Annotated in this window: 18 protein-coding genes; 12 read left to right on the top strand and 6 right to left on the bottom strand. The window is 70.0% G+C overall.

Annotated elements, in window-relative coordinates; all coding sequences use genetic code 11:
• Positions 1–21: 21 nt before the first annotated feature.
• Both PYV02_RS07035 and PYV02_RS07040 read right to left on the bottom strand, forming a co-directional pair.
• Positions 22–1,068 (bottom strand): App1 family protein, encoded by a 1,047-nt coding sequence (locus PYV02_RS07035; RefSeq protein ID WP_275757562.1) that lies wholly within the window; start codon positions 1,066–1,068, stop codon positions 22–24.
• Between the two features lie 12 nt (positions 1,069–1,080).
• Positions 1,081–1,809 (bottom strand): SOS response-associated peptidase, encoded by a 729-nt coding sequence (locus tag PYV02_RS07040; RefSeq protein ID WP_275757564.1) that lies wholly within the window; start codon positions 1,807–1,809, stop codon positions 1,081–1,083.
• Between the two features lie 98 nt (positions 1,810–1,907).
• Here PYV02_RS07040 and PYV02_RS07045 point away from each other — a divergent pair, with 98 nt between their 5' ends.
• The 5 genes from PYV02_RS07045 to PYV02_RS07065 all read left to right on the top strand — a co-directional run bounded on the left by PYV02_RS07045 (position 1,908) and on the right by PYV02_RS07065 (position 5,841).
• Positions 1,908–2,561 (top strand): TetR/AcrR family transcriptional regulator, encoded by a 654-nt coding sequence (locus PYV02_RS07045; protein ID WP_275757566.1) that lies wholly within the window; start codon positions 1,908–1,910, stop codon positions 2,559–2,561.
• Between the two features lie 129 nt (positions 2,562–2,690).
• Positions 2,691–3,512 (top strand): ABC transporter ATP-binding protein, encoded by an 822-nt coding sequence (locus PYV02_RS07050; RefSeq protein ID WP_275757568.1) that lies wholly within the window; start codon positions 2,691–2,693, stop codon positions 3,510–3,512.
• On the top strand, positions 3,509–4,186 hold the full coding sequence (locus tag PYV02_RS07055) for an ABC transporter permease (RefSeq protein WP_275757570.1): 678 nt from the start codon (positions 3,509–3,511) through the stop codon (positions 4,184–4,186). Before PYV02_RS07050 ends, PYV02_RS07055 begins: the two co-directional genes overlap by 4 nt.
• Positions 4,183–4,917 (top strand): ABC transporter permease, encoded by a 735-nt coding sequence (locus PYV02_RS07060; protein ID WP_275757572.1) that lies wholly within the window; start codon positions 4,183–4,185, stop codon positions 4,915–4,917. The genes PYV02_RS07055 and PYV02_RS07060 overlap by 4 nt, the downstream gene beginning before the upstream one ends.
• A gap of 15 nt (positions 4,918–4,932) precedes the next feature.
• Positions 4,933–5,841: an ABC transporter substrate-binding protein gene (locus tag PYV02_RS07065; RefSeq protein ID WP_275757574.1), complete on the top strand. Its 909-nt coding sequence runs from the start codon at positions 4,933–4,935 to the stop codon at positions 5,839–5,841.
• 97 nt (positions 5,842–5,938) lie between these two features.
• On the opposite strand, the gene PYV02_RS07070 is transcribed toward PYV02_RS07065, so the two are convergent.
• On the bottom strand, positions 5,939–6,622 hold the full coding sequence (locus tag PYV02_RS07070) for a DedA family protein (protein WP_275757953.1): 684 nt from the start codon (positions 6,620–6,622) through the stop codon (positions 5,939–5,941).
• 72 nt (positions 6,623–6,694) lie between these two features.
• On the bottom strand, positions 6,695–7,489 hold the full coding sequence (locus PYV02_RS07075) for an aminotransferase class IV (protein ID WP_275757576.1): 795 nt from the start codon (positions 7,487–7,489) through the stop codon (positions 6,695–6,697).
• Between the two features lie 12 nt (positions 7,490–7,501).
• Between PYV02_RS07075 and PYV02_RS07080 the strand changes: the two genes are divergently transcribed.
• The 5 genes from PYV02_RS07080 to holA are packed head-to-tail and all read left to right on the top strand — an operon-like array spanning position 7,502 to position 15,342.
• Positions 7,502–8,833, top strand: coding sequence for an anthranilate synthase component I family protein (locus tag PYV02_RS07080; protein WP_275757577.1), 1,332 nt, complete (start codon positions 7,502–7,504; stop codon positions 8,831–8,833).
• Between the two features lie 18 nt (positions 8,834–8,851).
• The gene (gene leuS, locus PYV02_RS07085; protein ID WP_275757579.1) at positions 8,852–11,434 is read left to right on the top strand and encodes a leucine--tRNA ligase; all 2,583 of its coding nucleotides are present in this window, start codon (positions 8,852–8,854) and stop codon (positions 11,432–11,434) included.
• A gap of 57 nt (positions 11,435–11,491) precedes the next feature.
• On the top strand, positions 11,492–12,073 hold the full coding sequence (locus tag PYV02_RS07090) for a ComEA family DNA-binding protein (RefSeq protein WP_275757580.1): 582 nt from the start codon (positions 11,492–11,494) through the stop codon (positions 12,071–12,073).
• Positions 12,070–14,331 (top strand): ComEC/Rec2 family competence protein, encoded by a 2,262-nt coding sequence (locus PYV02_RS07095; RefSeq protein WP_275757582.1) that lies wholly within the window; start codon positions 12,070–12,072, stop codon positions 14,329–14,331. The genes PYV02_RS07090 and PYV02_RS07095 overlap by 4 nt, the downstream gene beginning before the upstream one ends.
• Before the next feature lie 9 nt (positions 14,332–14,340).
• Positions 14,341–15,342, top strand: coding sequence for a DNA polymerase III subunit delta (gene holA / locus PYV02_RS07100; RefSeq protein ID WP_275757584.1), 1,002 nt, complete (start codon positions 14,341–14,343; stop codon positions 15,340–15,342).
• A 107-nt stretch (positions 15,343–15,449) separates the two neighbouring features.
• On the opposite strand, the gene rpsT is transcribed toward holA, so the two are convergent.
• Complete coding sequence (gene rpsT / locus PYV02_RS07105) at positions 15,450–15,710, bottom strand: 30S ribosomal protein S20 (RefSeq protein ID WP_275757586.1); 261 nt, start codon at positions 15,708–15,710, stop codon at positions 15,450–15,452.
• Between the two features lie 220 nt (positions 15,711–15,930).
• Between rpsT and PYV02_RS07110 the strand changes: the two genes are divergently transcribed.
• Positions 15,931–16,236: a DUF4190 domain-containing protein gene (locus PYV02_RS07110; RefSeq protein WP_275757587.1), complete on the top strand. Its 306-nt coding sequence runs from the start codon at positions 15,931–15,933 to the stop codon at positions 16,234–16,236.
• A gap of 65 nt (positions 16,237–16,301) precedes the next feature.
• Here PYV02_RS07110 and PYV02_RS07115 read toward each other — a convergent pair whose 3' ends face one another.
• Entirely contained in the window at positions 16,302–17,600 is a 1,299-nt protein-coding gene (locus PYV02_RS07115; RefSeq protein ID WP_275757589.1) for an LPXTG cell wall anchor domain-containing protein, read from the bottom strand.
• Between the two features lie 163 nt (positions 17,601–17,763).
• Between PYV02_RS07115 and lepA the strand changes: the two genes are divergently transcribed.
• Positions 17,764–19,620, top strand: coding sequence for a translation elongation factor 4 (gene lepA / locus PYV02_RS07120; RefSeq protein ID WP_275757591.1), 1,857 nt, complete (start codon positions 17,764–17,766; stop codon positions 19,618–19,620).
• The last annotated feature ends 9 nt before the right edge of the window (positions 19,621–19,629 follow it).

The raw sequence follows: 19,629 nt of genomic DNA on the forward strand, positions 1-19,629 counted from the left end.
CGTCGTGGCGAGCGCCCCCGCTCATCGTCTGGCCTCCTTGCTCAGCAATCCCGCTCCGGCGAGCACGCGCGCGAGGCCCGCGCCGTCGGGCGCCGCGAACCACGGCACCGCGGCGTGGGCATCGACCGTGCTGCGCCCACCGGCCAGCACGGCCTCGCCCGGCGAGAGCTGCCGAATCGCCACCGCGGCGACGTTCTCGGGATGCTCCTCGGCGAACGTGCCGTAGATGGACTCGTCGTGCTGGCCGTCGTCGCCGATGAGCAGCCAGCGCATCTGCGGAAACTCGACCGCCAGGCGCTCGAGGTTGCCGCGCTTGTGCTCCCGTCCGCTGCGGAACCACCGGTCATGGGTCGGTCCCCAGTCGGTGAGCAGCATCACCCCGCGCGGGTAGAGGTTGCGTTCGAGGAAGCGCGTGAGGGTCGGCGCGACGTTCCACGCGCCGGTGGAGAGGTAGATGACGGGGGCACCGGGATGCTCGCGCGCCAGCCGCTCGTAGAGCACCGACATCCCGGCCACCGGCCTCCGGGCATGCTCGTCGAGCACGAACGTGTTCCAGGCGGCGAGAAAGGGCCGGGGCAGCGCGGTCACCATCACCGTGTCGTCGACGTCGGACACGATGCCGAAGCGCTCCTGCGGGTCGACGATGAACACCGGCGTGGCGATGGGCTCGATGCCCTCGGCGCGCAGCGTGATCTCCTGCCAGCCGGGGTCGAGACGCGCCTCGAGGCGCACGTCCACCACGCCGCCGCGGTCCGGCGTGACGAGGTGGTCCGTTCCGGCGATCGTGACGGTCACCGCGGCGTCGTCGACCGGGATGCTGAAGAAGCTCCGCCAGCCGCGCACCTTCTCCGCGCGCTGCTTCGCGGCGCCCTCGGCGCGGGCGAGCACGACGCGGCACAGCACCCGCACCCAGTGCGTGGACCCGTAGCCGGCGTACGGGATGATCGTGGTGACCAGGCCGCGTCGTCGGCCGCGGCGCTCCCTCCAGCGGTGGTAGAGGTCCTCGAGCTTGGCGGCGCGGTGCACGCGCCGTGCGGGCTGGATCTCGGGCACGACGGATTCAGCCATGCCCCCATCCTGTCATCCGGCGAGCGGCTCCATCAGAGCGGGGGAGTTGTTGCGCACGTTGCCGACGGCGCGGTCCACCTCGTAGAACTGCATGCGACCGGCCTCGTCGGCGCCGGCTGCGGCGACCTCGTCGAGCAGGTCTTGATCGGCCTCGGTGTGCGGGTCGAGCCAGGCGTCGATGAACTCCGGCGGCAGGAACACGGGCATGCGGTCATGGATGCCGGCCAGCTCCCCAGCGGAGTCCCGGGTGAGCACCGTCGTGGAGAGCAGCCACTTGTCCGGGGCGTCGTCGGCCGCGGCCGGATTGCGCCACCACTCGTACAGTCCGGCGAAGACGATGAGTTCGCCGTGCGGCAGATGGATGAAGTTCGGCACCTTCACGTCGCCGCGTTGCTGCCACTCGTAGTATCCGGTCGCGGGCACGATGGCCCGTCGCTTCTTCACCGCCGTCGCGAAGTGCGACTTCTCCGCCGCCGACTCGATGCGCGCGTTGAACGCGGTCGCGCCGACCTTCGGATCCTTGGCCCAGGCGGGCACGAGACCCCATCGCGCGGCCTCCAGCCGGCGCACGGGTTCGGCCTCGGCATCCCCGCCCTTGGGGATCGAATCGAGCACGATCGACACCCGATCGGTGGGGGCGATGTTGAATGAGGGCGCGGGCAGATCGTCTCCGACGCGGTCGATGTCGAAGAGATCGACGAGTTCGGATGCTGCCGACGCGACCACGAATCTCCCGCACATGCATCCACGCTCTCACGATCTACCGACGTGGCACAGCGCAGATGGGGGTCGGCGCGATACCATTCCTCACAGAACCGTGATGCTGAGGAGGTGTCCCTGTGGATGCACAGGTCATGGAGCGTGCCGACGAGACTCGGATCGCCTTGCGAAACGAGCCGGTCCAGGCCCGCAGCACCGCCCGACTCACGGCCTTGCTGGACGCAGCGGCGGCGGTCGTCGATGAGATCGGCTTCGAGCGTCTGACGACGGCGATGGTGGCCGAACGCGCGGGCGCGTCGATCGGCACGGTCTACCGCTATTTTCCGGACCGTATCGCCCTGCTGCAGGCGATCGGCGCCCGCAACCTCGACCGCCTGTTCACGCGGGTCAGCGACGAGATCGGCGACCCTCGACACGACGACTGGTCCGCCGCCATGGCCGCGGCGTTCGAGATCCTCGTCGAGTCCTACCGCTCCGTGCCCGGCTTCCGTGGACTCCGGGTCGGCGACGTGCTCGACCTCCGTCCCGCGACGTGCGAGCGCACCTACAACTCGATCGTCGCCGACCGACTGCTGGATCGCCTGATCGAACGCTTCGGTGTGCAGGACAGCCCCGAGCTGCGCGTGCGCTTCGAGGCCGCGGTCGAGGTCTCGGACGCCCTCGTGAGCCGAGCCTTCGCACGCGACCCGGAGGGCGACCAGCGCTTCCTCGACACCGCACGCGGCACCGTCTCCGCGATGCTCAAGCCCTTCCTGGGCGAGGCCGTCGGCTGAGTGCCGGTCTCCCCGATCGCGTCGAGTCGACGCTCACGGGGAATGACACCGCCTGCGAATACTGTTGAGCTGATTGAGCAGGGCAAGTGTCGATACGCGTCCGGGGGCGCGGGGAATGAGCCGGAGTCGATGATCGAGTTCCGTTCCGTCAGCAAGCGCTTCGCCGATGGAACGCTCGCGGTCGAGGAGTTCGACCTCGTCATCCCATCCCGCAAGACCACCGTGCTCGTCGGCTCGTCCGGCAGCGGCAAGACGACCCTGCTGCGGATGATCAATCGCATGGTGGAGCCGACCGCGGGCAGCATCGAGATCGACGGCAGCAGCATCCTCGATCGAAACCCGGTGCGCCTGCGCCGCAGCATCGGATATGTCATGCAGAACTCGGGGCTGCTGCCGCACCTCAAGGTGATCGACAACGTCGCCACCGTGCCGGTGCTGAACGGTGTGCCCCGCAAGCGCGCCCGCGCCGCCGCCCTCGAACTGCTCGACGTCGTCGGTCTGGATCGCGCGCTCGCCGGTCGCTATCCCAGCCAGCTCTCCGGGGGCCAGCAGCAGCGCGTCGGGGTCGCGCGGGGCCTTGCGGCCAACCCCAACATCCTGCTCATGGACGAGCCCTTCGGCGCCGTCGACCCGATCGTGCGTGCGGAACTGCAGCAGGAGACCATCCGCCTGCAGCGCGACCTCGACAAGACGATCGTCTTCGTCACGCACGACATCGACGAGGCGTTCCTGCTCGGCGATCAGGTCGTCATTCTCGAGAAGGGCGCGAAGATCGCCCAGGTGGGCAGCCCGAGCCAGATCATCGAGGCGCCGGCGAACGAGTTCGTCGCGAGCTTCATCGGCGCCGAGCAGGGCAAGCGCGCCCTGCGTGAGAAGCGCACAGTGACCGGTGTCGTGCTCGTGGATGCCGAGGGGCGCACCCAGGGACGTCTCGTCGAGGATCCCGCGTGAACTGGATCCTCGACAACCTCGACCTGATCGGTCGCCTCTCGCTCGAGCACCTGCGCCAGAGCGCGTTGCCGATCGTGCTCGGCTTCCTGATCGCGATCCCGCTCGGCTGGCTCGCGTTCCGCTTCCGGCTCACGCGCGGCCTGCTGCTGAGCCTCGCGGGCATCCTGTACACGATCCCGTCGCTCGCGCTCTTCGCGGTGCTGCCCACGATCCTCGGCATCAGCTTCCTGTCGGAGCGCAACCTCGTGGTCGCGTTGACCATCTACGCGGTCGCGATCATGGCCCGCTCGGTGGCGGAGGCGCTCGCCTCCGTCGATCCGGATGTGCGGCAGGCCGCGACCGCGGTCGGCTACGGCGCGTGGCGGCGGTTCTGGACGGTGGAGTTCCCGCTCGCCGGACCGGTGGTGCTCGCGGGGCTGCGGGTGACGGCCGTGTCCACGATCGCGCTCGCGACGGTGGGCATCCTCATCGGTGTCGACAACCTCGGCTACCTGTTCACCAACGGGCTGCAGCGACGGATCGTGCCCGAGGTGCTCGCCGGGGTCGTCGCGGTGATGGCGATCGCGCTGATCGTCGACGGGCTGCTCGTGCTGCTCGGGCGGGTGATGATGCCGTGGGCGCCGCGGCGGACGGCGACCCGGCGCATCTCGTCTCGCACCGCGGAGGCAGCATGAACCTCTTCGAGCAGGCACTGGCCTGGCTGTTCTCGCCGGACCGCCTCACCGGTTCGCACCCGCTGCCGCAGGCGATCGGCGAGCATCTCTACTACACGTTCCTCTCCGTGCTCATCGCCGCGCTGATCGCCGTGCCCCTCGGTTGGTTGATCGGGCACACCGGGCGCGGCCGCGAGCTCGCGGTCGGCCTCTCCGGGGCCGCACGCGCCGTGCCGTCGTTCGGGCTCATCCTGCTGCTCGTGCTGGTCATCGGTGTGCTGCACAAGCCCGAGGCGGCGGTGACGGCGTTCGTGCTGCTGGCGATCCCCTCGATCCTGGCCGGGGCGTACTCCGGCATCGAGGCGATCGACCGCAACGTCATCGATGCCGGGCGCGCCATGGGCATGACCGCCTGGCAGGTGTTCTGGAAGATCGAGGCGCCGCTCGGGCTGCCGCTGCTCATCGGCGGGCTGCGCTCGGCGACCCTGCAGGTGGTCGCGACCGTGGCGCTCGCCGCCTATGTGGACCTCGGCGGCCTCGGTTTCTACATCATTCAGGGCGTGCCACTGCGCCGCTTCGACCAGATACTCGGGGGCGCGCTCGTGATCGTCGCCCTCGCCCTGGTGCTGGACGGGCTGTTCGCCCTGCTCCAGCATCTCGTCGTGCCGCGCGGCGTCACCGCCGGCCGACCCCCAGAACTCCGCACGAGGCCGACCCGGCGCCGTGCGGTGGTGGAACCACCCACCGCATAACCGAAGGATGATGTGATGTTCACAGCGAGGAACAAAGGCCGATTCGCTCTCGGAGCGATCGTGGTCGGGGCGGCATTGGCCCTGTCAGGGTGCGCAGCAGGAGATCCCTTGGACCCGGGTACGGATGGCGGCAGCTCCGACGCGATCGTCGTCGGATCGCAGGCGTACTACTCGAACGAGATCATCGCCGAGATCTACGCGCAGGCGCTCGAGAACGCCGGATTCACGGTCGAGCGCGAGTTCTCGATCGGCCAGCGCGACGCCTACCTGCCCGCGCTCGAGTCGGGCGAGGTCGACCTCTTCCCGGAGTACACGGGCAACCTGCTGCAGTTCTACGACCCCGAGACCACGGCGACCACCTCCGACGACGTCTACGCGGCACTCCAGGCGGCGCTGCCCGATGGGCTGACCGTGCTCGACCAGTCATCGGCGACCGACCAGGACTCCTACAACGTCACCGCCGCGTTCGCCGCCGAGCAGAACCTGTCGTCGCTGGCGGATCTCGCGAACGCCACCGTGCCGCTGACCCTCGGCGGGGCGCCGGAGCTGGAGGAGCGTCCGTACGGGCCGAAGGGGCTGCTGGAGAAGTACGGGGTCACGGTCGGATTCAGCGCGACCGGCGACACCACCGTGGAGGACCTCCTGGCGGGCACGATCAACATCGCCAATGTCTACAGCGCCGACCCGCGCATCCAGACCGATGATCTGGTGACGCTGGCCGACCCGGAGGGGCTGTTCCTGGCATCCAACGTCGTGCCGCTCGTGAACGCGGAGATCGCCGACGAGATCGCCGACGTGATCAACGCCGTCTCCGCCGCGCTCACCCCTGAGGGCCTCGTGGCCCTCAACGTGCAGTCGACGGTGGACCAGAAGTCGCCGGCCGACATCGCCACGGCCTGGCTGACCGAGAACGGCCTGATCTAGTCAGGGGGCCGGTGGTCGAGCGCGTCGGTCTCGACGCCGCTCGACCACCGGTCACCGGTCCGCCCGTCACCGTCGGCGCGGTCGCGGGTCGACTCGATCAGCGAGGCTCGACCTCGTCGAGAGTGTTCGCATCGCCGTCCGCCGGCGTCTCCATGTGACGCCGCTCAGTGTGCTCGATGCGCTTCTTGATCAGATAGGCGACGATCGCGACGACCGCGACCGCCGCGACGAAGATGTATCCCGCGCCGTGCAGACGATCGGCGAGCTGGCGATAGCTGCCGCCGACGACGCTGCCGACCGTCACGTAGGCGGTCGCCCAGATCGCACACGCCGGCAGGGTCCAGGCCATGAACTTGCGGTACCGCATCGTGCTCATGCCGACGGTCAGCGGGATCAGCGAGTGCAGCACGGGCAGGAATCGTGAGATGAACACCGCGATGCCTCCGCGGCGGTCGAGGTAGTTCTCGGCACGAACCCAGTTGCGCTCGCCCAGTCGCTGACCGAGCCGCGAGGCCCGGATGCGCGGACCGAAGAACTTGCCGAGCGCGAACCCGATCGACTCGCCCAGGAACGCGCCCAGGATCACCGCGAAGATCAGGGCGAAGTACTCCAGGGGGTTCGACACGGCCGTGCTCGCGATGATCACGACGGTGTCGCCCGGAATGACGAGACCGACGAGTATCGAGGTCTCGAGCAGGATGCCGACGCCGGCGAACAGCGTGCGCGGCACCGGCCCCAGGGCGTACACCGTGTCGAGCACCCACGTCAGGATGCCCTGGATCACCGAGTCGACGAACCCGAACGCCCCGGCGAACCACGCCATCACGTCGCCGATGAACCCCATGCTGCGAGCCTACTGAGCGGGCCTGTGGATGGGCCTGCGCAGCGCGTCGAGGCGCGCGCGCCAGGCGCCGAGGCGTCCTGGCAGTTCGGCGAGCTGCGGGCCGTCGATCCAGGCGGTCACGATCCGGATGCCGTGCAGCGCACTTAGCGTCCACAGCTCCGTGCCGTCGAGCTCCGCCGGGGTCACCGCCTCCTCGTGCAGGTCGTGCCCGAGCGCGCGTGCCAGCGTGAGCACCGACCGCGCGGTGACCGAGTCCACCCGGGCGAACGACGCGGGCGGCGCGCACAGGATCTCGCCGCGCCACCAGAGCAGGGCGGAGTAGGCCCCCTCGACCACGTAGCCGTCCGTCGTCAGCAGCACCGCCTCATCCGCCCCCTCGGACTGCACGGCGGTGCGCGCCCGGCTGAGGCGCTCGAGATCCGGCCCCTTCACGCGCGGGGTGCGGCGCGGATCGGGGCCGTGCCAGGTCGCGACCACGGCGGAACGCCGCCGCTCGGGCGCGCTGCGGAGGCGGAAGACGAAGCTCGGCGCCCCCGCTCGCGAGTGCAACTCGACCCGCGGGAACCAGGTGCCGGTGTCGGGGATCGCGGCGATCGCGGCATCCCAGAAGTCAGACGCGTTCAGGTCGGGGAACCGAGCGCCGACCGCGTCGAAGAACCGTGCGCGGTGCAGGTCCAATGCGAGCGTCAGGCCGTCGGTGACGAGCCAGGAGTCCGCCGCCTCGATGAGGGTCGCGGTCATGTCGCAGTAGTCGAGCGCTTCGAGCGCGCCGTCCTGCCACCGGAAGATCGACGAGACGCTCATAGGATTCAGGGTATGCGTCCCCGGCTCCACGTGGCTTCCCTGGGCCGGTGGGTCGACCCGGCGCTGGCCTACATCGCGCTGTGCGGGGACCGGGATGACGCGTTCTGGCTCGACAGCGGCCCGAACGCCACCACGGGTCACAGCTATCTGGGCCGCGCTGCCGAGGTCGTGACCGAGTTTCCGCACGGCGTGCTGGCCTTCTTGCGCGGGCTCGAGCGAGATGTGGACACCAGCGCGGCGCCCGACGGCTTCCGACTGGGCTGGGTCGGCTGGCTCGGCTACGAACTGCGGGCCGAGACCATGGGAGTGCCGGTCGAGCGCGAACTGCGCTACCCGGCGGCGGCGTGGATGCGGGTCGATCGCGCGCTCGCCTTCGACCACGCCACGGGCGAGGTGCTGCTGCTGAGTCTCGACGACGCCCAAGGGTGGCGCGAGGAGGTCGAGGCCGCTCTCGCCTCGGTCGAGCCGCACCGGGACCTCGTCCCTCCCGCGTCGGCCGAGCGGAGTGCGGACTGCGCACCCCCCGCGGTCTGGGCGTATTCCGACGAACGGTACCTCGAGATGATCGCCGCCTGCCAGGCAGCCATCCGCGAGGGCGACGCCTATCAGCTGTGCCTGACGACCGAGGCGAGCGTGGATGCCACCCCCGACCCGCTCGCGACCTATCTCGCCCTGCGGGCCTCCAGTCCCACCCACCACGGCGCACTCCTGCGTGCGGGCGGTGTGAGCGTGCTGAGCGCCTCACCGGAGCAGTTTCTCACCGTGAGCCCGGAGGGCGTGATCGAGAGCCGCCCCATCAAGGGCACCCGCCCCCGCGGCGACACCGAGGCGGGGGATTGGCGCCAGCGCGAGCGTCTCATCACGAGTGAGAAGGAGCGCGCCGAGAACGTGATGATCGTCGATCTGATGCGCAACGACATCGCGCGCGTCTCCAAGGTCGGTTCGGTCGCGGTGACGAGCCTGCTCGCGGTGGAGAGCTACGCGCAGGTGCACCAGCTCGTCAGCACCGTGCGCGGCGAGTTGGCCGAGGGCCTCGACCGCGTCGACGTGATCGCGGCGTGTTTTCCGGCGGGATCGATGACGGGGGCGCCAAAACGTTCCGCGACGCTGATCCTCGATGCGCTCGAGCAGCGGGCGCGCGGCATCTACTCGGGGGCGTTCGGCTACCTGGGCCTCGACGGTGCGGTGGACCTGGCGATGGTCATCCGTTCGATCGTGCTGGATGCCCGGGGCGCGACCGTCGGCGCGGGCGGCGGCATCACCGCGCTGAGCGTGCCCGAGGAGGAGCTCGCCGAGGCCAAGCTCAAGGCGGCAGCGCTGCTCGCCGTGCTCGGCGCGCGGTGACGGGTACGCTAGTTGCTCGTGACTGAGCAGGCAGCGACGAGCGAGCGCGACGAGACGCCCGACTACGACATCCACGCCATCGAGGCGAAGTGGATGGCGTACTGGGACAAGGCCAAGCCGTTCTCCTCGAGCGACCCGACCGACCGGCGTCCCCGCAAGTACATCCTCGACATGTTCCCGTACCCCTCGGGCGACCTGCACATGGGTCACGCCGAGGCCTACGCCTTCGGCGACATCGTGGCGCGCTACTGGCGTCAGCGCGGATTCAACGTGCTGCACCCGATCGGGTGGGACTCCTTCGGCCTGCCCGCGGAGAACGCGGCGATCCAGCGCGGGGCGAACCCGGTGACCTGGACCTACGACAACATCGCCCAGCAGCGGGAGGGCATGCGCCGCTACGGCGTCTCCTTCGATTGGGACCGGGTGCTGCACACGAGCGACCCCGAGTACTACAAGTGGAACCAGTGGCTGTTCCTCAAGCTCTACGAGCAGGGGCTGGCCTATCGCAAGGAGAGCTGGGTCAACTGGGATCCGGTGGACCAGACCGTGCTGGCCAACGAGCAGGTGCTGCCGGACGGTACCTCCGAGCGCTCCGGCGCGGTCGTGGTCAAGAAGAAGCTCACGCAGTGGTACTTCAAGATCACGGAGTACGCCGACCGCCTGCTGGATGACCTCAACCAGCTCGAGGGCTCGTGGCCGGCCAAGGTGCTCGCGATGCAGCGCAACTGGATCGGGCGCTCGATCGGCGCGGAGGTGGACTTCGAGGTCGAAGGCCTCGATCGCCGCATCTCGGTGTTCACCACGCGGCCCGACACGCTCTACGGCGTCACCTTCATGGTGGTCGCGCCCGACTCCGAGCTCGCCGCCGAGCTCGCGGCTGGGTCGACGCCCGAGGTGCAGGCCGCGTTCGCGGAGTACCTCACCGAGGCGCAGAAGCAGACCGAGATCGAGCGGCAGAACACGGAGCGGCCGAAGACGGGCATCCCGCTCGAGCGCTTCGCCATCAACCCGGCCAACGGCGAGCGCATACCGATCTGGACCGCGGACTACGTGCTCGCCGACTACGGGCACGGCGCCGTGATGGCCGTGCCCGCCCACGACCAGCGCGACCTCGACTTCGCACGCACCTACGGACTGCCCGTGCGGGTCGTCGTGGACACCAATGCTCCGGTGACCGGTGCGATCCCCGTGCTCGAGGTCGACGAGCACGGCCAGGCCGTGCTGCCGGACGACCTGCCGCCGCTCGATCCGGCCACCACCGGCAAGGCGCTCACTGGTGACGGTCGTCTGATCAACTCCGGCCCGCTCGACGGGCTCAGCAAGTCGCACGCCATCAAGCGGATCATCGAGCGCCTCGAAGAGGCCGGCACCGGTCGCGCGGCCCGCACGTTCCGCCTGCGCGACTGGCTCATCAGCCGTCAGCGCTTCTGGGGCACGCCCATCCCGATCATCCACGGCGCCGACGGCGAGCTCATCCCGGTGCCCTACGAGCAGTTGCCGCTCACGCTGCCGCCCACCGATGGGCTGGATCTGCAGCCGAAGGGGCAGTCGCCGCTCGCGGCGGCCACCGATTGGATCACCGTGCCCGACCCGCGCGACGGCAGCCCCGCCAAGCGCGACCCCGACACGATGGACACCTTCGTCGACAGCTCGTGGTACTTCCTGCGCTTCCTCTCGCCGAACGACCCGACCAAGCCGTTCGACACGCTCGAGGCGGAGAAGTGGGCGCCCGTCGACCAGTACGTCGGCGGTGTCGAGCACGCGATTCTGCACCTGCTCTACGCGCGCTTCATCACCAAGGTGCTGTTCGACCTCGGCTACGTGAGTTTCACCGAGCCGTTCAGCGCGCTGCTGAACCAGGGCATGGTGCAGATCGACGGCAAGAAGATGTCCAAGCGCAGTCGCGGCAACATCACCTTCACGGGCGAGGTCGACCGCTACGGCTCCGACGCCATCCGGCTCGCCCTCGTGTTCGCGGGCCCGCCCGAGGACAACATCGACTACGAGGCGATCTCGCCGGCCGCGGCATCCAAGTTCCTCGCCCGCGCCTACCGGGTCGCCTCCGATGTCACCTCGGCGCCCGAGATCGAGTGGAAGACGGGGGATGTCGCGCTCCGCCGTCAGACGCACCGCTTCCTGCACGACATGCCCGGCCTCGCCGAGTCGCTCAAGTTCAACGTGCTCATCGCGCGCATCATGGAGCTCGTCAACGCCACGCGCAAGGCCATCGATTCCGGCCCCGGTGCCGCCGATGCCGCCGTGCGCGAGGCCGCGGAGGTCATCACGGTGGCGCTGAGCCTCATCGCCCCGTTCACCGCCGAGGAGATGTGGCAGAAGCTCGGCTACGAGCCCTCGGTCGCGTTCGCCGGTCTGCGCAAGGCCGACCCGACCCTGCTCGTCGAGGAGTCGGTGACGGCGGTCGTGCAGGTCGACGGCAAGGTGCGCGACCGGCTCGAGGTGAGCCCGAAGATCGGCACCGAGGATCTCGAGGCGCTCGCTCGCGCCTCCGCCGCGGTGCAGCGGGCGATCGGCGACCGGCGCATCGTCAACGTCATCGTGCGCGCCCCTCGCATCGTCAACATCGCCACCAAGCCCGCGTAGTCCACCGCGCGGTCTGCGCCCCGCACGGGCGCGGGCCGCGCGCCTAGCGTCGGCGGGGTGGATGCCACGCCCGATGCCTCTCGCGCCCGCGTGCGCGCCCGGGTGGGCGCCGTCGTGGTGCTCGTGCTCGTCGGGTTGGGCTGCGCCGTGCTGGTCGCTGCGCTCGGCGACCACGGCTCCGCCGCGGAGGTGACGCGTGCCGAGCCGAGCGCAGCCCCGGTCGCCGGCGGCGCGATCTACGTGCACATCCTCGGCGCGGTCGAACGCCCGGGCCTCTACGAGCTGCGGGAGGGCGCGCGAGCCGTCGACGCGGTCGCGGCGGCGGGCGGCTTCACCGACACCGCCGACCAGGCGCAGCTGAACCTCGCCCGGTTCCTGGTCGACGGAGAGCAGATCGTCGTGCCCGAGATCGGCGCGGTCGCGGCTTCCCCGGGCACGGCATCCGACGGCAAGGTCAACCTCAACACCGCGGACGCCGCCGCCCTCGAGACGCTCCCGCGCGTCGGCCCCGCGCTCGCGGCCCGCATCATCGCCTGGCGGGATGCCAACGGCCGCTTCACCGCCATCGAAGACCTCATGAGCGTCTCCGGCATCGGCGCCAAGACCTTCGACGGCCTCAAAGACCTCGTGACGGTGTGAACGTCGACCTGCGTCTGGCGATCCCCGCGGCGTGCGGGTGGATCGCCGCGATCGTGGTCGTCGGCCTGCCCGGTGTCGAGATTCCCGTCTCGCTGGCGCTCTGGGGCGCGGCGGGAGCGCTCACCGCCTTCGCGATCGCGGGTCGTCACCGCTGGTTCGCCATCGCCGCCATCGCGGCGGCGGCGGCCGCCCTGTGCTGCACCTCGATCGCCGTGCAGGCCGGGGTGCGGCAACCGGCGGATCTCGTCGCCGCCACGACCGAGGGTCGCACCGTGACGGTCGTGGCCGTCACCACCCAGGTGGTGCAGCCCGGTCGCGGGTCCTACGAGGTGGCGCTCGTGCGGGATGGCGGTGCGGTGCCCGTGTTCGTGTTCGGGGAGGCTCCGGGGGAGCGGCTGGGGATCGGCACGCGGGTGCAGCTGCGGGGCACGCTGGCCGTGGCATCCCCGGGCGACGATCGTGCGTTCCTGATGTTCCCGGACGAGCCGCCCGAGCAGCTCGCGCCGCCACCGCCGCTGCTGGACTGGGCGAACGGTCTGCGCACGGTGTTCCTGACCGCCACCCAGGCGCTGCCCGGCGAGGGCGGCGATCTGCTGCCCGGGCTCGCGATCGGCGACACCAGCGCGGTGAGCGACGAGCTCGACGCGGCGATGAAGACCAGCAGTCTCAGCCATCTGACGGCGGTCTCGGGGGCGAACTGCGCGGTCGTCATCGGCCTCGTGCTCGCCCTGGGCCGAATCTCCGGGATGCCCCGCCCGCTCCGTCTGATCGTCGCCATCGCCGTGCTGCTCGCCTTCGTGGTGCTCGTCACGCCCGAGCCGAGCGTGCTGCGCGCCGCGGTGATGGCCGCGCTCGTGCTGTTCGCCCTGCTCGGTGGCAGGCCGGTGCGCGGCGTGCCGGTGCTCTCGCTCGCCACGCTTGCGCTGCTCGTGCACGATCCGTGGCTGGCGCGCAACGCCGCGTTCGCGCTCTCCGTGCTCGCAACCGCGGGGCTCCTGCTGCTCGCGGGTCCCCTCGCGAAGGCCCTGGAGCGCTGGCTGCCGAGCTGGCTCGCGATCGTCGTCGCCGTGCCGGTGGCGGCGCAGCTGGCGTGCCAGCCGGTGATCATCCTGCTGGATGCCTCGCTGCCCACCTACGGCGTCGTCGCCAACCTTCTGGCCGCCCCCGCTGCGCCACTGGCGACCGTGGTCGGCTTGGCGGCGTGCGTCGCCGCCACCCTCCTGCCGCTGCTCGGCGCGCTGCTGGCATCCCTGGCCTGGCTTCCGGCGGCGTGGATCGCGGCCGTGGCCGACTTCTTCGCCGCCGCCCCCGCCGCCCGGCTGCCGTGGCCCGGCGGCATCGCCGGGGCCGCGCTGCTCGCCGTGGCGACGCTCGTGGCGATCGTGGCGGCACTGGGCCGCCGTCGGTGGGCGTTCGCGGCGGTCGTGCTGGCCCTGGTGGCCTATCTGGGGCTCGTGGGCGGCGGCCGGGTCGCGCAACTGGCGGCACGTCCCGCGGACTGGCAGATCGCCGGCTGCGCGGTCGGCCAGGGCGACGCCTTCCTGGTGCGCAGCGCCGGCACCATCGCGCTCATCGACACGGGCCCGGACCCGGCGGCGCTGAAGGCCTGCCTCGACGATCTGGGCATCGCGCGCATCGACCTGCTCGTGCTCACCCACTACGACCTCGACCACGTCGGCGGCACTCGGGCCGTGCTCGGTCGCGTCGAGCTCGCGCTGGTCGGTCCGACCGCGAGCGCCGACGACGAGCGCATCCTGGCGGATCTCGCGGCCGGCGGCGCCACCGTGCAACAGGTCGCACGCGGCCCGAGCGGGATGCTCGGCGAGCTTCGCTGGAGCGTGCTGTGGCCGCCGCCCCGGCTGGCGGGCTTCGAACCGGGCAACGACGCGAGCGTCACGATCGCGTTCGAGGGCGTCGGGGCCTGCGTCGACGGCTGCCTCGATTCGGTGTTCCTCGGCGACCTGGGCGAGGCCGCGCAGGAGCGGTTGATGTCGGCGACCCGCATCCCCGAGGTCGATGTGGTCAAGGTGAGTCACCACGGCTCGGCTGACCAGTCCGCGGGACTCTACGACCGCCTGCGAGCGACGGTCGGGGCGATCGGCGTGGGGGAGGGCAACGGCTACGGCCACCCGACCGAGCGGCTGCTCGACATCCTCGCCGCCTCGGGCACGACGCCCGTGCGCACGGATGAGCAGGGGATGCTGCTGCTGGCGCCCGGCGCCGACGCCGGCACGGTGCGTGTCTGGACCGAACGGTAGCCTGGAGTCGTGGCATCCCCCAAGTCCGCGATCCCGCAGCTCGCGTGGAATCGCGTGCGTCCCGCGCCCGTCGTGCTGGTCTCCGGTCCTGAGTCGTTCCTGGCCGACCGTGCGATCCGCTCGCTGCGCGACCTGCTCAAGGCGGAAGACCCGAGCCTGGAGATCCACGACGTCGAGGCCGACCAGTACGCCCCGGGGCAACTGCTGACGCTCGCGAGTCCCTCGCTGTTCGCGGAGCCCCGGCTCATCCGCGTCACCAACGTCGAGAAGTGCACCGACGCCTTCATCACCGAGGCGCTCGGCTATCTCGCGAGCCCGGCCGACGACACCTACCTCGTGCTGCGCCACGCGAGCGGGGTGCGCGGCAAGAAGCTGCTCGACGCGATCCGAGCCGGCACGGGCAACGGCATCGAGATCGCGTGCCTCGAACTCAAGAAGGACTCCGACAAGCAGGACTTCGCCGCCGCCGAGTTCGCGACCGCCGGGCGCCGGGTCACCGGTGGCGCCATCCGGGCGCTCGTGAGCGCGTTCGCCGACGACCTCGCCGAGCTCGCGGGAGCCTGCCAGCAGCTGCTGGCCGACGACGCCGACGAGATCACCGAGGTCACCGTCGAGCGCTACTACTCCGGCCGCGTCGAGACCAACGCATTCAAGGTCGCGGATGCCGCGATCGCCGGCCGCCAGGGCGAGGCCCTGGTGCTGCTGCGGCACGCGCTCGCGTCGGGCGCGGATCCGGTGCCGATCGTCGCCGCGTTCGCCGCCAAGGTGCGCACCATGGCCAAGCTCTCGGGCGCCAACGGCCCTTCTGGGCAGCTCGCGCAACGCTTCGGGCTCGCTCCCTGGCAGGTCGACCGAGCCCGCCGCGACCTGCAGGGCTGGGATGACGCCGGCCTCGGCACCGTGATCGAGACGATCGCCGACACCGATGCGCAGGTCAAGGGCGCCGGCCGCGACCCCGTGTTCGCCCTCGAACGGATGATCGGAGTGGTCGCCGCCCGCGGCATCCGCTGAGACGACGAACGCCCCCACCGAGGTGAGGGCGTTCGTTCAGCCGGTGATCGAGCGGGTCGATCCGACCGACGGTTCGAGCAGTGCGCCGTGAACGGCGCAGTCGAGACCTAGAGGGATGCGACCTGCTTGGCGATGGCCGACTTGCGGTTCGCCGCCTGGTTCTTGTGGATGACACCCTTGCTCGCGGCCTTGTCGAGCTTCTTGCCGGCGAGGGCGAGGGCGGCGGTGGCCTTCTCCTTGTCACCGGCGGAGATCGCCTCGCGCGTGGCGCGAACGGCGGTCTTGACCTCGCTCTTGACGGCCTTGTTGCGGTCCTGAGCCTTCTTGTTGGTCAGGATGCGCTTGATCTGCGACTTGATGTTTGCCACGTGGGTGCTTTCTGGTTTGTACGGATGTCGTGCGGCAGCCGGGTGGATTCCCCGGAGTCCGGCTGCGATTCGCTCGGTCCACGATCGGGACCGCGCGCAAGCCAAGGAGTAACGATACCAGTTCCGGCCCGTCGCGGCCACCGCATCCCGAGGTCAACCGGAACGCGATGCGGGGGTTAGCCGGATGGTCGCGGAGCTGCGCGATTTCTAGCGTAGAGGCATGACCACGACCCCAGTTCTCGAAACCCCCACCACCGAGCCGACGGCACCTGCCGCAGCCCCGACCCAGACGCTCGGCATCGTCAGCCTTGTGCTCGGTATCGCGTCGATCCTCACCGGGTTCCAGGCGATCCTGGGCATCGCCGCGATCGTGCTCGGCATTCTCGCGCTGCAGCGCGAGCCCGCGAGCCGCTCGTTCGCGATCGCGGGCATCGTCACGGGCGCGCTGCAGTTCGTCGGGCTGGCCTTCGTCGCGCTCGGCTTCCTCGCGGTGCTGCCCTTCGTGCCGTTCTTCTTCGCCTTCTAGGACGTGAACCCTCGAGCACCGAGGGGAGCGGATGCGCCCGGCCACATCGGTGACCGGGCGCATCGTCACGCGCGCTTCGTGCGTCGGGCGAACAGCCCGATCGCGACACCGGCGGCCAGGAGTGCGCCACCGGCGATGATCAGCACCGGCGGTTCCGAGGTGCCGGTGGCAGCGAGCTCCAGCACGGTCACCGCGAACCAGCCGACGAGCGCGCCGGTGATGTCGTAGATCGCGACCTTGTGCACACCCGCCGGCAGACCGCTCGGCAGCGTGATGCTGAGCGATCCGCTGGCGTCGGCGGTGGACCAGCCCACGAACGTCGGCGACGAGTAGTGGTAGATCGCGAAGCTCTGGCCGGCGGCGGTGCTGCCGAGCGCCACCTCGTAGGAGGTCTTCTCGCCGGAGACGGCTCCGGTGGGCAGCTCGTCCTCGACGAGCTCGCCATCGCTGGGCGCGGGCGGCGTCACGGGCGGCTCGCTGCCCGCGCTGGGGGTCCAATCCACCACCTGGCTCGTGCCGTAGCTGATGTCCGTAAACAGCAGCCCGTCGCTCGCCACGGCGCCGAGGCCGGTGACGAAACCGATGCCGTCCGCACTCGGTGCCGACGGCGAGCCCTTGAAGTTCAGGCCGCGTGCGCTCTTAGCCTCGCCGTTGACGACCCGGTGGTAGTACTCCCAGGTCGGGATCAGGGCGATCGACGCGCCATCCACGAACACCTCGGTCATGTCGTTGCCGTCGTCGATGAAGTGCGTGATCGTGCGGATGTCGTGGGCGACGGCCGGGTCGAAGGTGCCGAGCACCACCGATCGCCAGTCGCCCATGGAGGCATCCGTCGCGTCGCTGACGACCCACATCGTGCTCAGCTCGAGCTTGCCGCCCACATGACGGAACTGCAGGATGCCGCCCGCGCGGTTCGTGCCGTGCCCGACGCTGACCTCCACGTTGATCCCCTCCACGTAGCCCGTGGTCGGGGCGACCACGTAGTCCGCGGTGAAGGTGTTGTTGGTCGCGCCGGTGCTCGTCTCGCCCGCGGCATCCACCACCTCCAACTGGGGAGAGGTCGCGTGGTTGATGGCGCCGCCGGGGAAGAGCGCGTTGGAGACGCGCAGGCTCGCCCCCGCCGGGTCGAGGCCGGAGGCGGGGTAGCCGGCGTTGCCGACGATCTCGGCGTCGTAGCCCGCGGCAGCCGTCCAGCCGTTCTGGCCGTTCGGGCTCGCATCCAGGGTGTACCCGGTGGTGAAGTCGACGCTGTTGGGGTTGGGGAGGCCCGCGCCGAGCGCAGCGGCGGGCGCGGCGATCGCGACGCATAGCAGCGCCACGCCGCTCGCGGCGATCAGGCGGGAGGGGGACAGGGCATGAGGCATGACATCTCCGGAGTTTTGGCTGGGTGCTTCCACTCTTTCCGGAGAGAGCCTCAAGTTCGTGTCCCGGCTCGAAAATCACCCATTCGTTCACCTGCCCGGTCCCCATTCGGGGTCCGGGGCCGAGTTGGCCTGGGGCGAGCTCGCTCTCTCGTAGAATCGTCGGGTGAGTCCCCGAGCAGCCCGGGCCCTCGAGCCTGCCTCGACGGATCCCGCCTTCATCCGCAATTTCTGCATCATCGCGCACATCGACCACGGCAAGTCGACGCTCGCCGACCGCATGCTCGGCATCACCGGCATCGTCAGCGACCGCGACATGCGTGCCCAATACCTCGACCGCATGGACATCGAGCGCGAGCGCGGCATCACCATCAAGAGCCAGGCGGTGCGGATGCCGTGGGCCCTCGAAGGCCAGAGCTACGCCCTGAACATGATCGACACCCCGGGGCACGTGGACTTCACCTACGAGGTCTCCCGCTCGCTCGCCGCCTGCGAGGGTGCGATCCTGCTGGTGGATGCCGCGCAGGGCATCGAGGCCCAGACCCTGGCGAACCTCTACCTGGCGCTCGAGAACGATCTGACGATCATCCCCGTGCTTAACAAGATCGACCTGCCGGCGGCCGACCCGGAGAAGTACTCGAAGGAGCTCGCGAGCCTCATCGGCGGCAGTTCGGATGACGTGCTGCGGGTCAGCGGCAAGACCGGCCAGGGCGTCGAGGAGCTGCTCGATCGTGTCGTCGAGCTCATCCCCGCGCCGGTCGGCGACCCCGCCGCCCCGTCGCGCGCCATGATCTTCGACTCGGTCTACGACTCCTACCGCGGCGTCATCACCTACGTGCGCATGATCGACGGCAAGCTCAGCCCGCGCGAGAAGATCCAGATGATGTCGACCAAGGCCGTGCACGAGCTGCTCGAGATCGGGGTGAGCTCCCCGGAGCCGACCCCGACGAAGGGGCTCGGCGTCGGCGAGGTCGGCTACCTCATCACGGGCGTGAAAGACGTGCGCCAGTCCAAGGTCGGCGACACGGTCACCAACGCGCAGCGACCCTCCACGCAGCCGCTGCCGGGCTACACCGATCCCAAGCCCATGGTGTTCTCGGGGCTGTACCCGATCGACGGCAGCGACTACCCGGTGCTGCGTGAGGCGCTCGACAAGCTCAAGCTGTCGGATGCCTCGCTCAACTACGAGCCGGAGACCTCCGTCGCCCTCGGCTTCGGTTTCCGCTGCGGATTCCTCGGCCTGCTGCACCTCGAGATCGTCACCGAGCGTCTGGAGCGCGAGTTCGGCCTCGACCTGATCTCCACCGCCCCGAGCGTGACCTACGAGGTCACCACGGAGGACAAGAAGCAGTACACCGTCACTAACCCGAGCGAGTTCCCCTCCGGCACCAAGATCGCCCACGTCACCGAGCCGATGGTGAAGGCGGCGATCCTGGCCCCCAAGGACTACGTCGGCACGATCATGGAGCTCTGCCAGTCCCGTCGCGGCACGCTCATCGGCATGGACTACCTGGGCGAGGATCGCGTGGAGATCAAGTACACGATCCCGCTCGGTGAGATCGTCTTCGACTTCTTCGACCAGTTGAAGTCGAAGACCGCAGGCTACGCCTCGCTCGACTACGAGCCCTCGGGCGACCAGGAGGCGGATCTCGTCAAGGTCGACATCCTGCTGCAGGGTGAGGCCGTTGACGCGTTCAGCGCGATCGTGCACCGCGACAAGGCCTACGCCTACGGCACGCTCATGGCCGAGCGGTTGAAGAAGCTCATCCCGCGCCAGCAGTTCGAGGTGCCGATCCAGGCCGCCATCGGCGCGCGCATCATCGCGCGCGAGACGATCTCCGCTATCCGCAAAGACGTGCTCGCCAAGTGCTACGGCGGTGACATCACCCGCAAGCGCAAGCTCCTCGAGAAGCAGAAGGAGGGCAAGAAGCGCATGAAGATGGTGGGCCGCGTCGAGGTGCCCCAGGAGGCGTTCATCGCGGCGCTGTCGGGGGATACCGAGGCGAAGAAGGACAAGAAGTAGCGGCATCCC

The organism is Antiquaquibacter metalliresistens (genome assembly GCF_029211225.1).
GTDB classification, from domain to species: Bacteria; Actinomycetota; Actinomycetes; order Actinomycetales; family Microbacteriaceae; genus Rhodoglobus; species Rhodoglobus metalliresistens.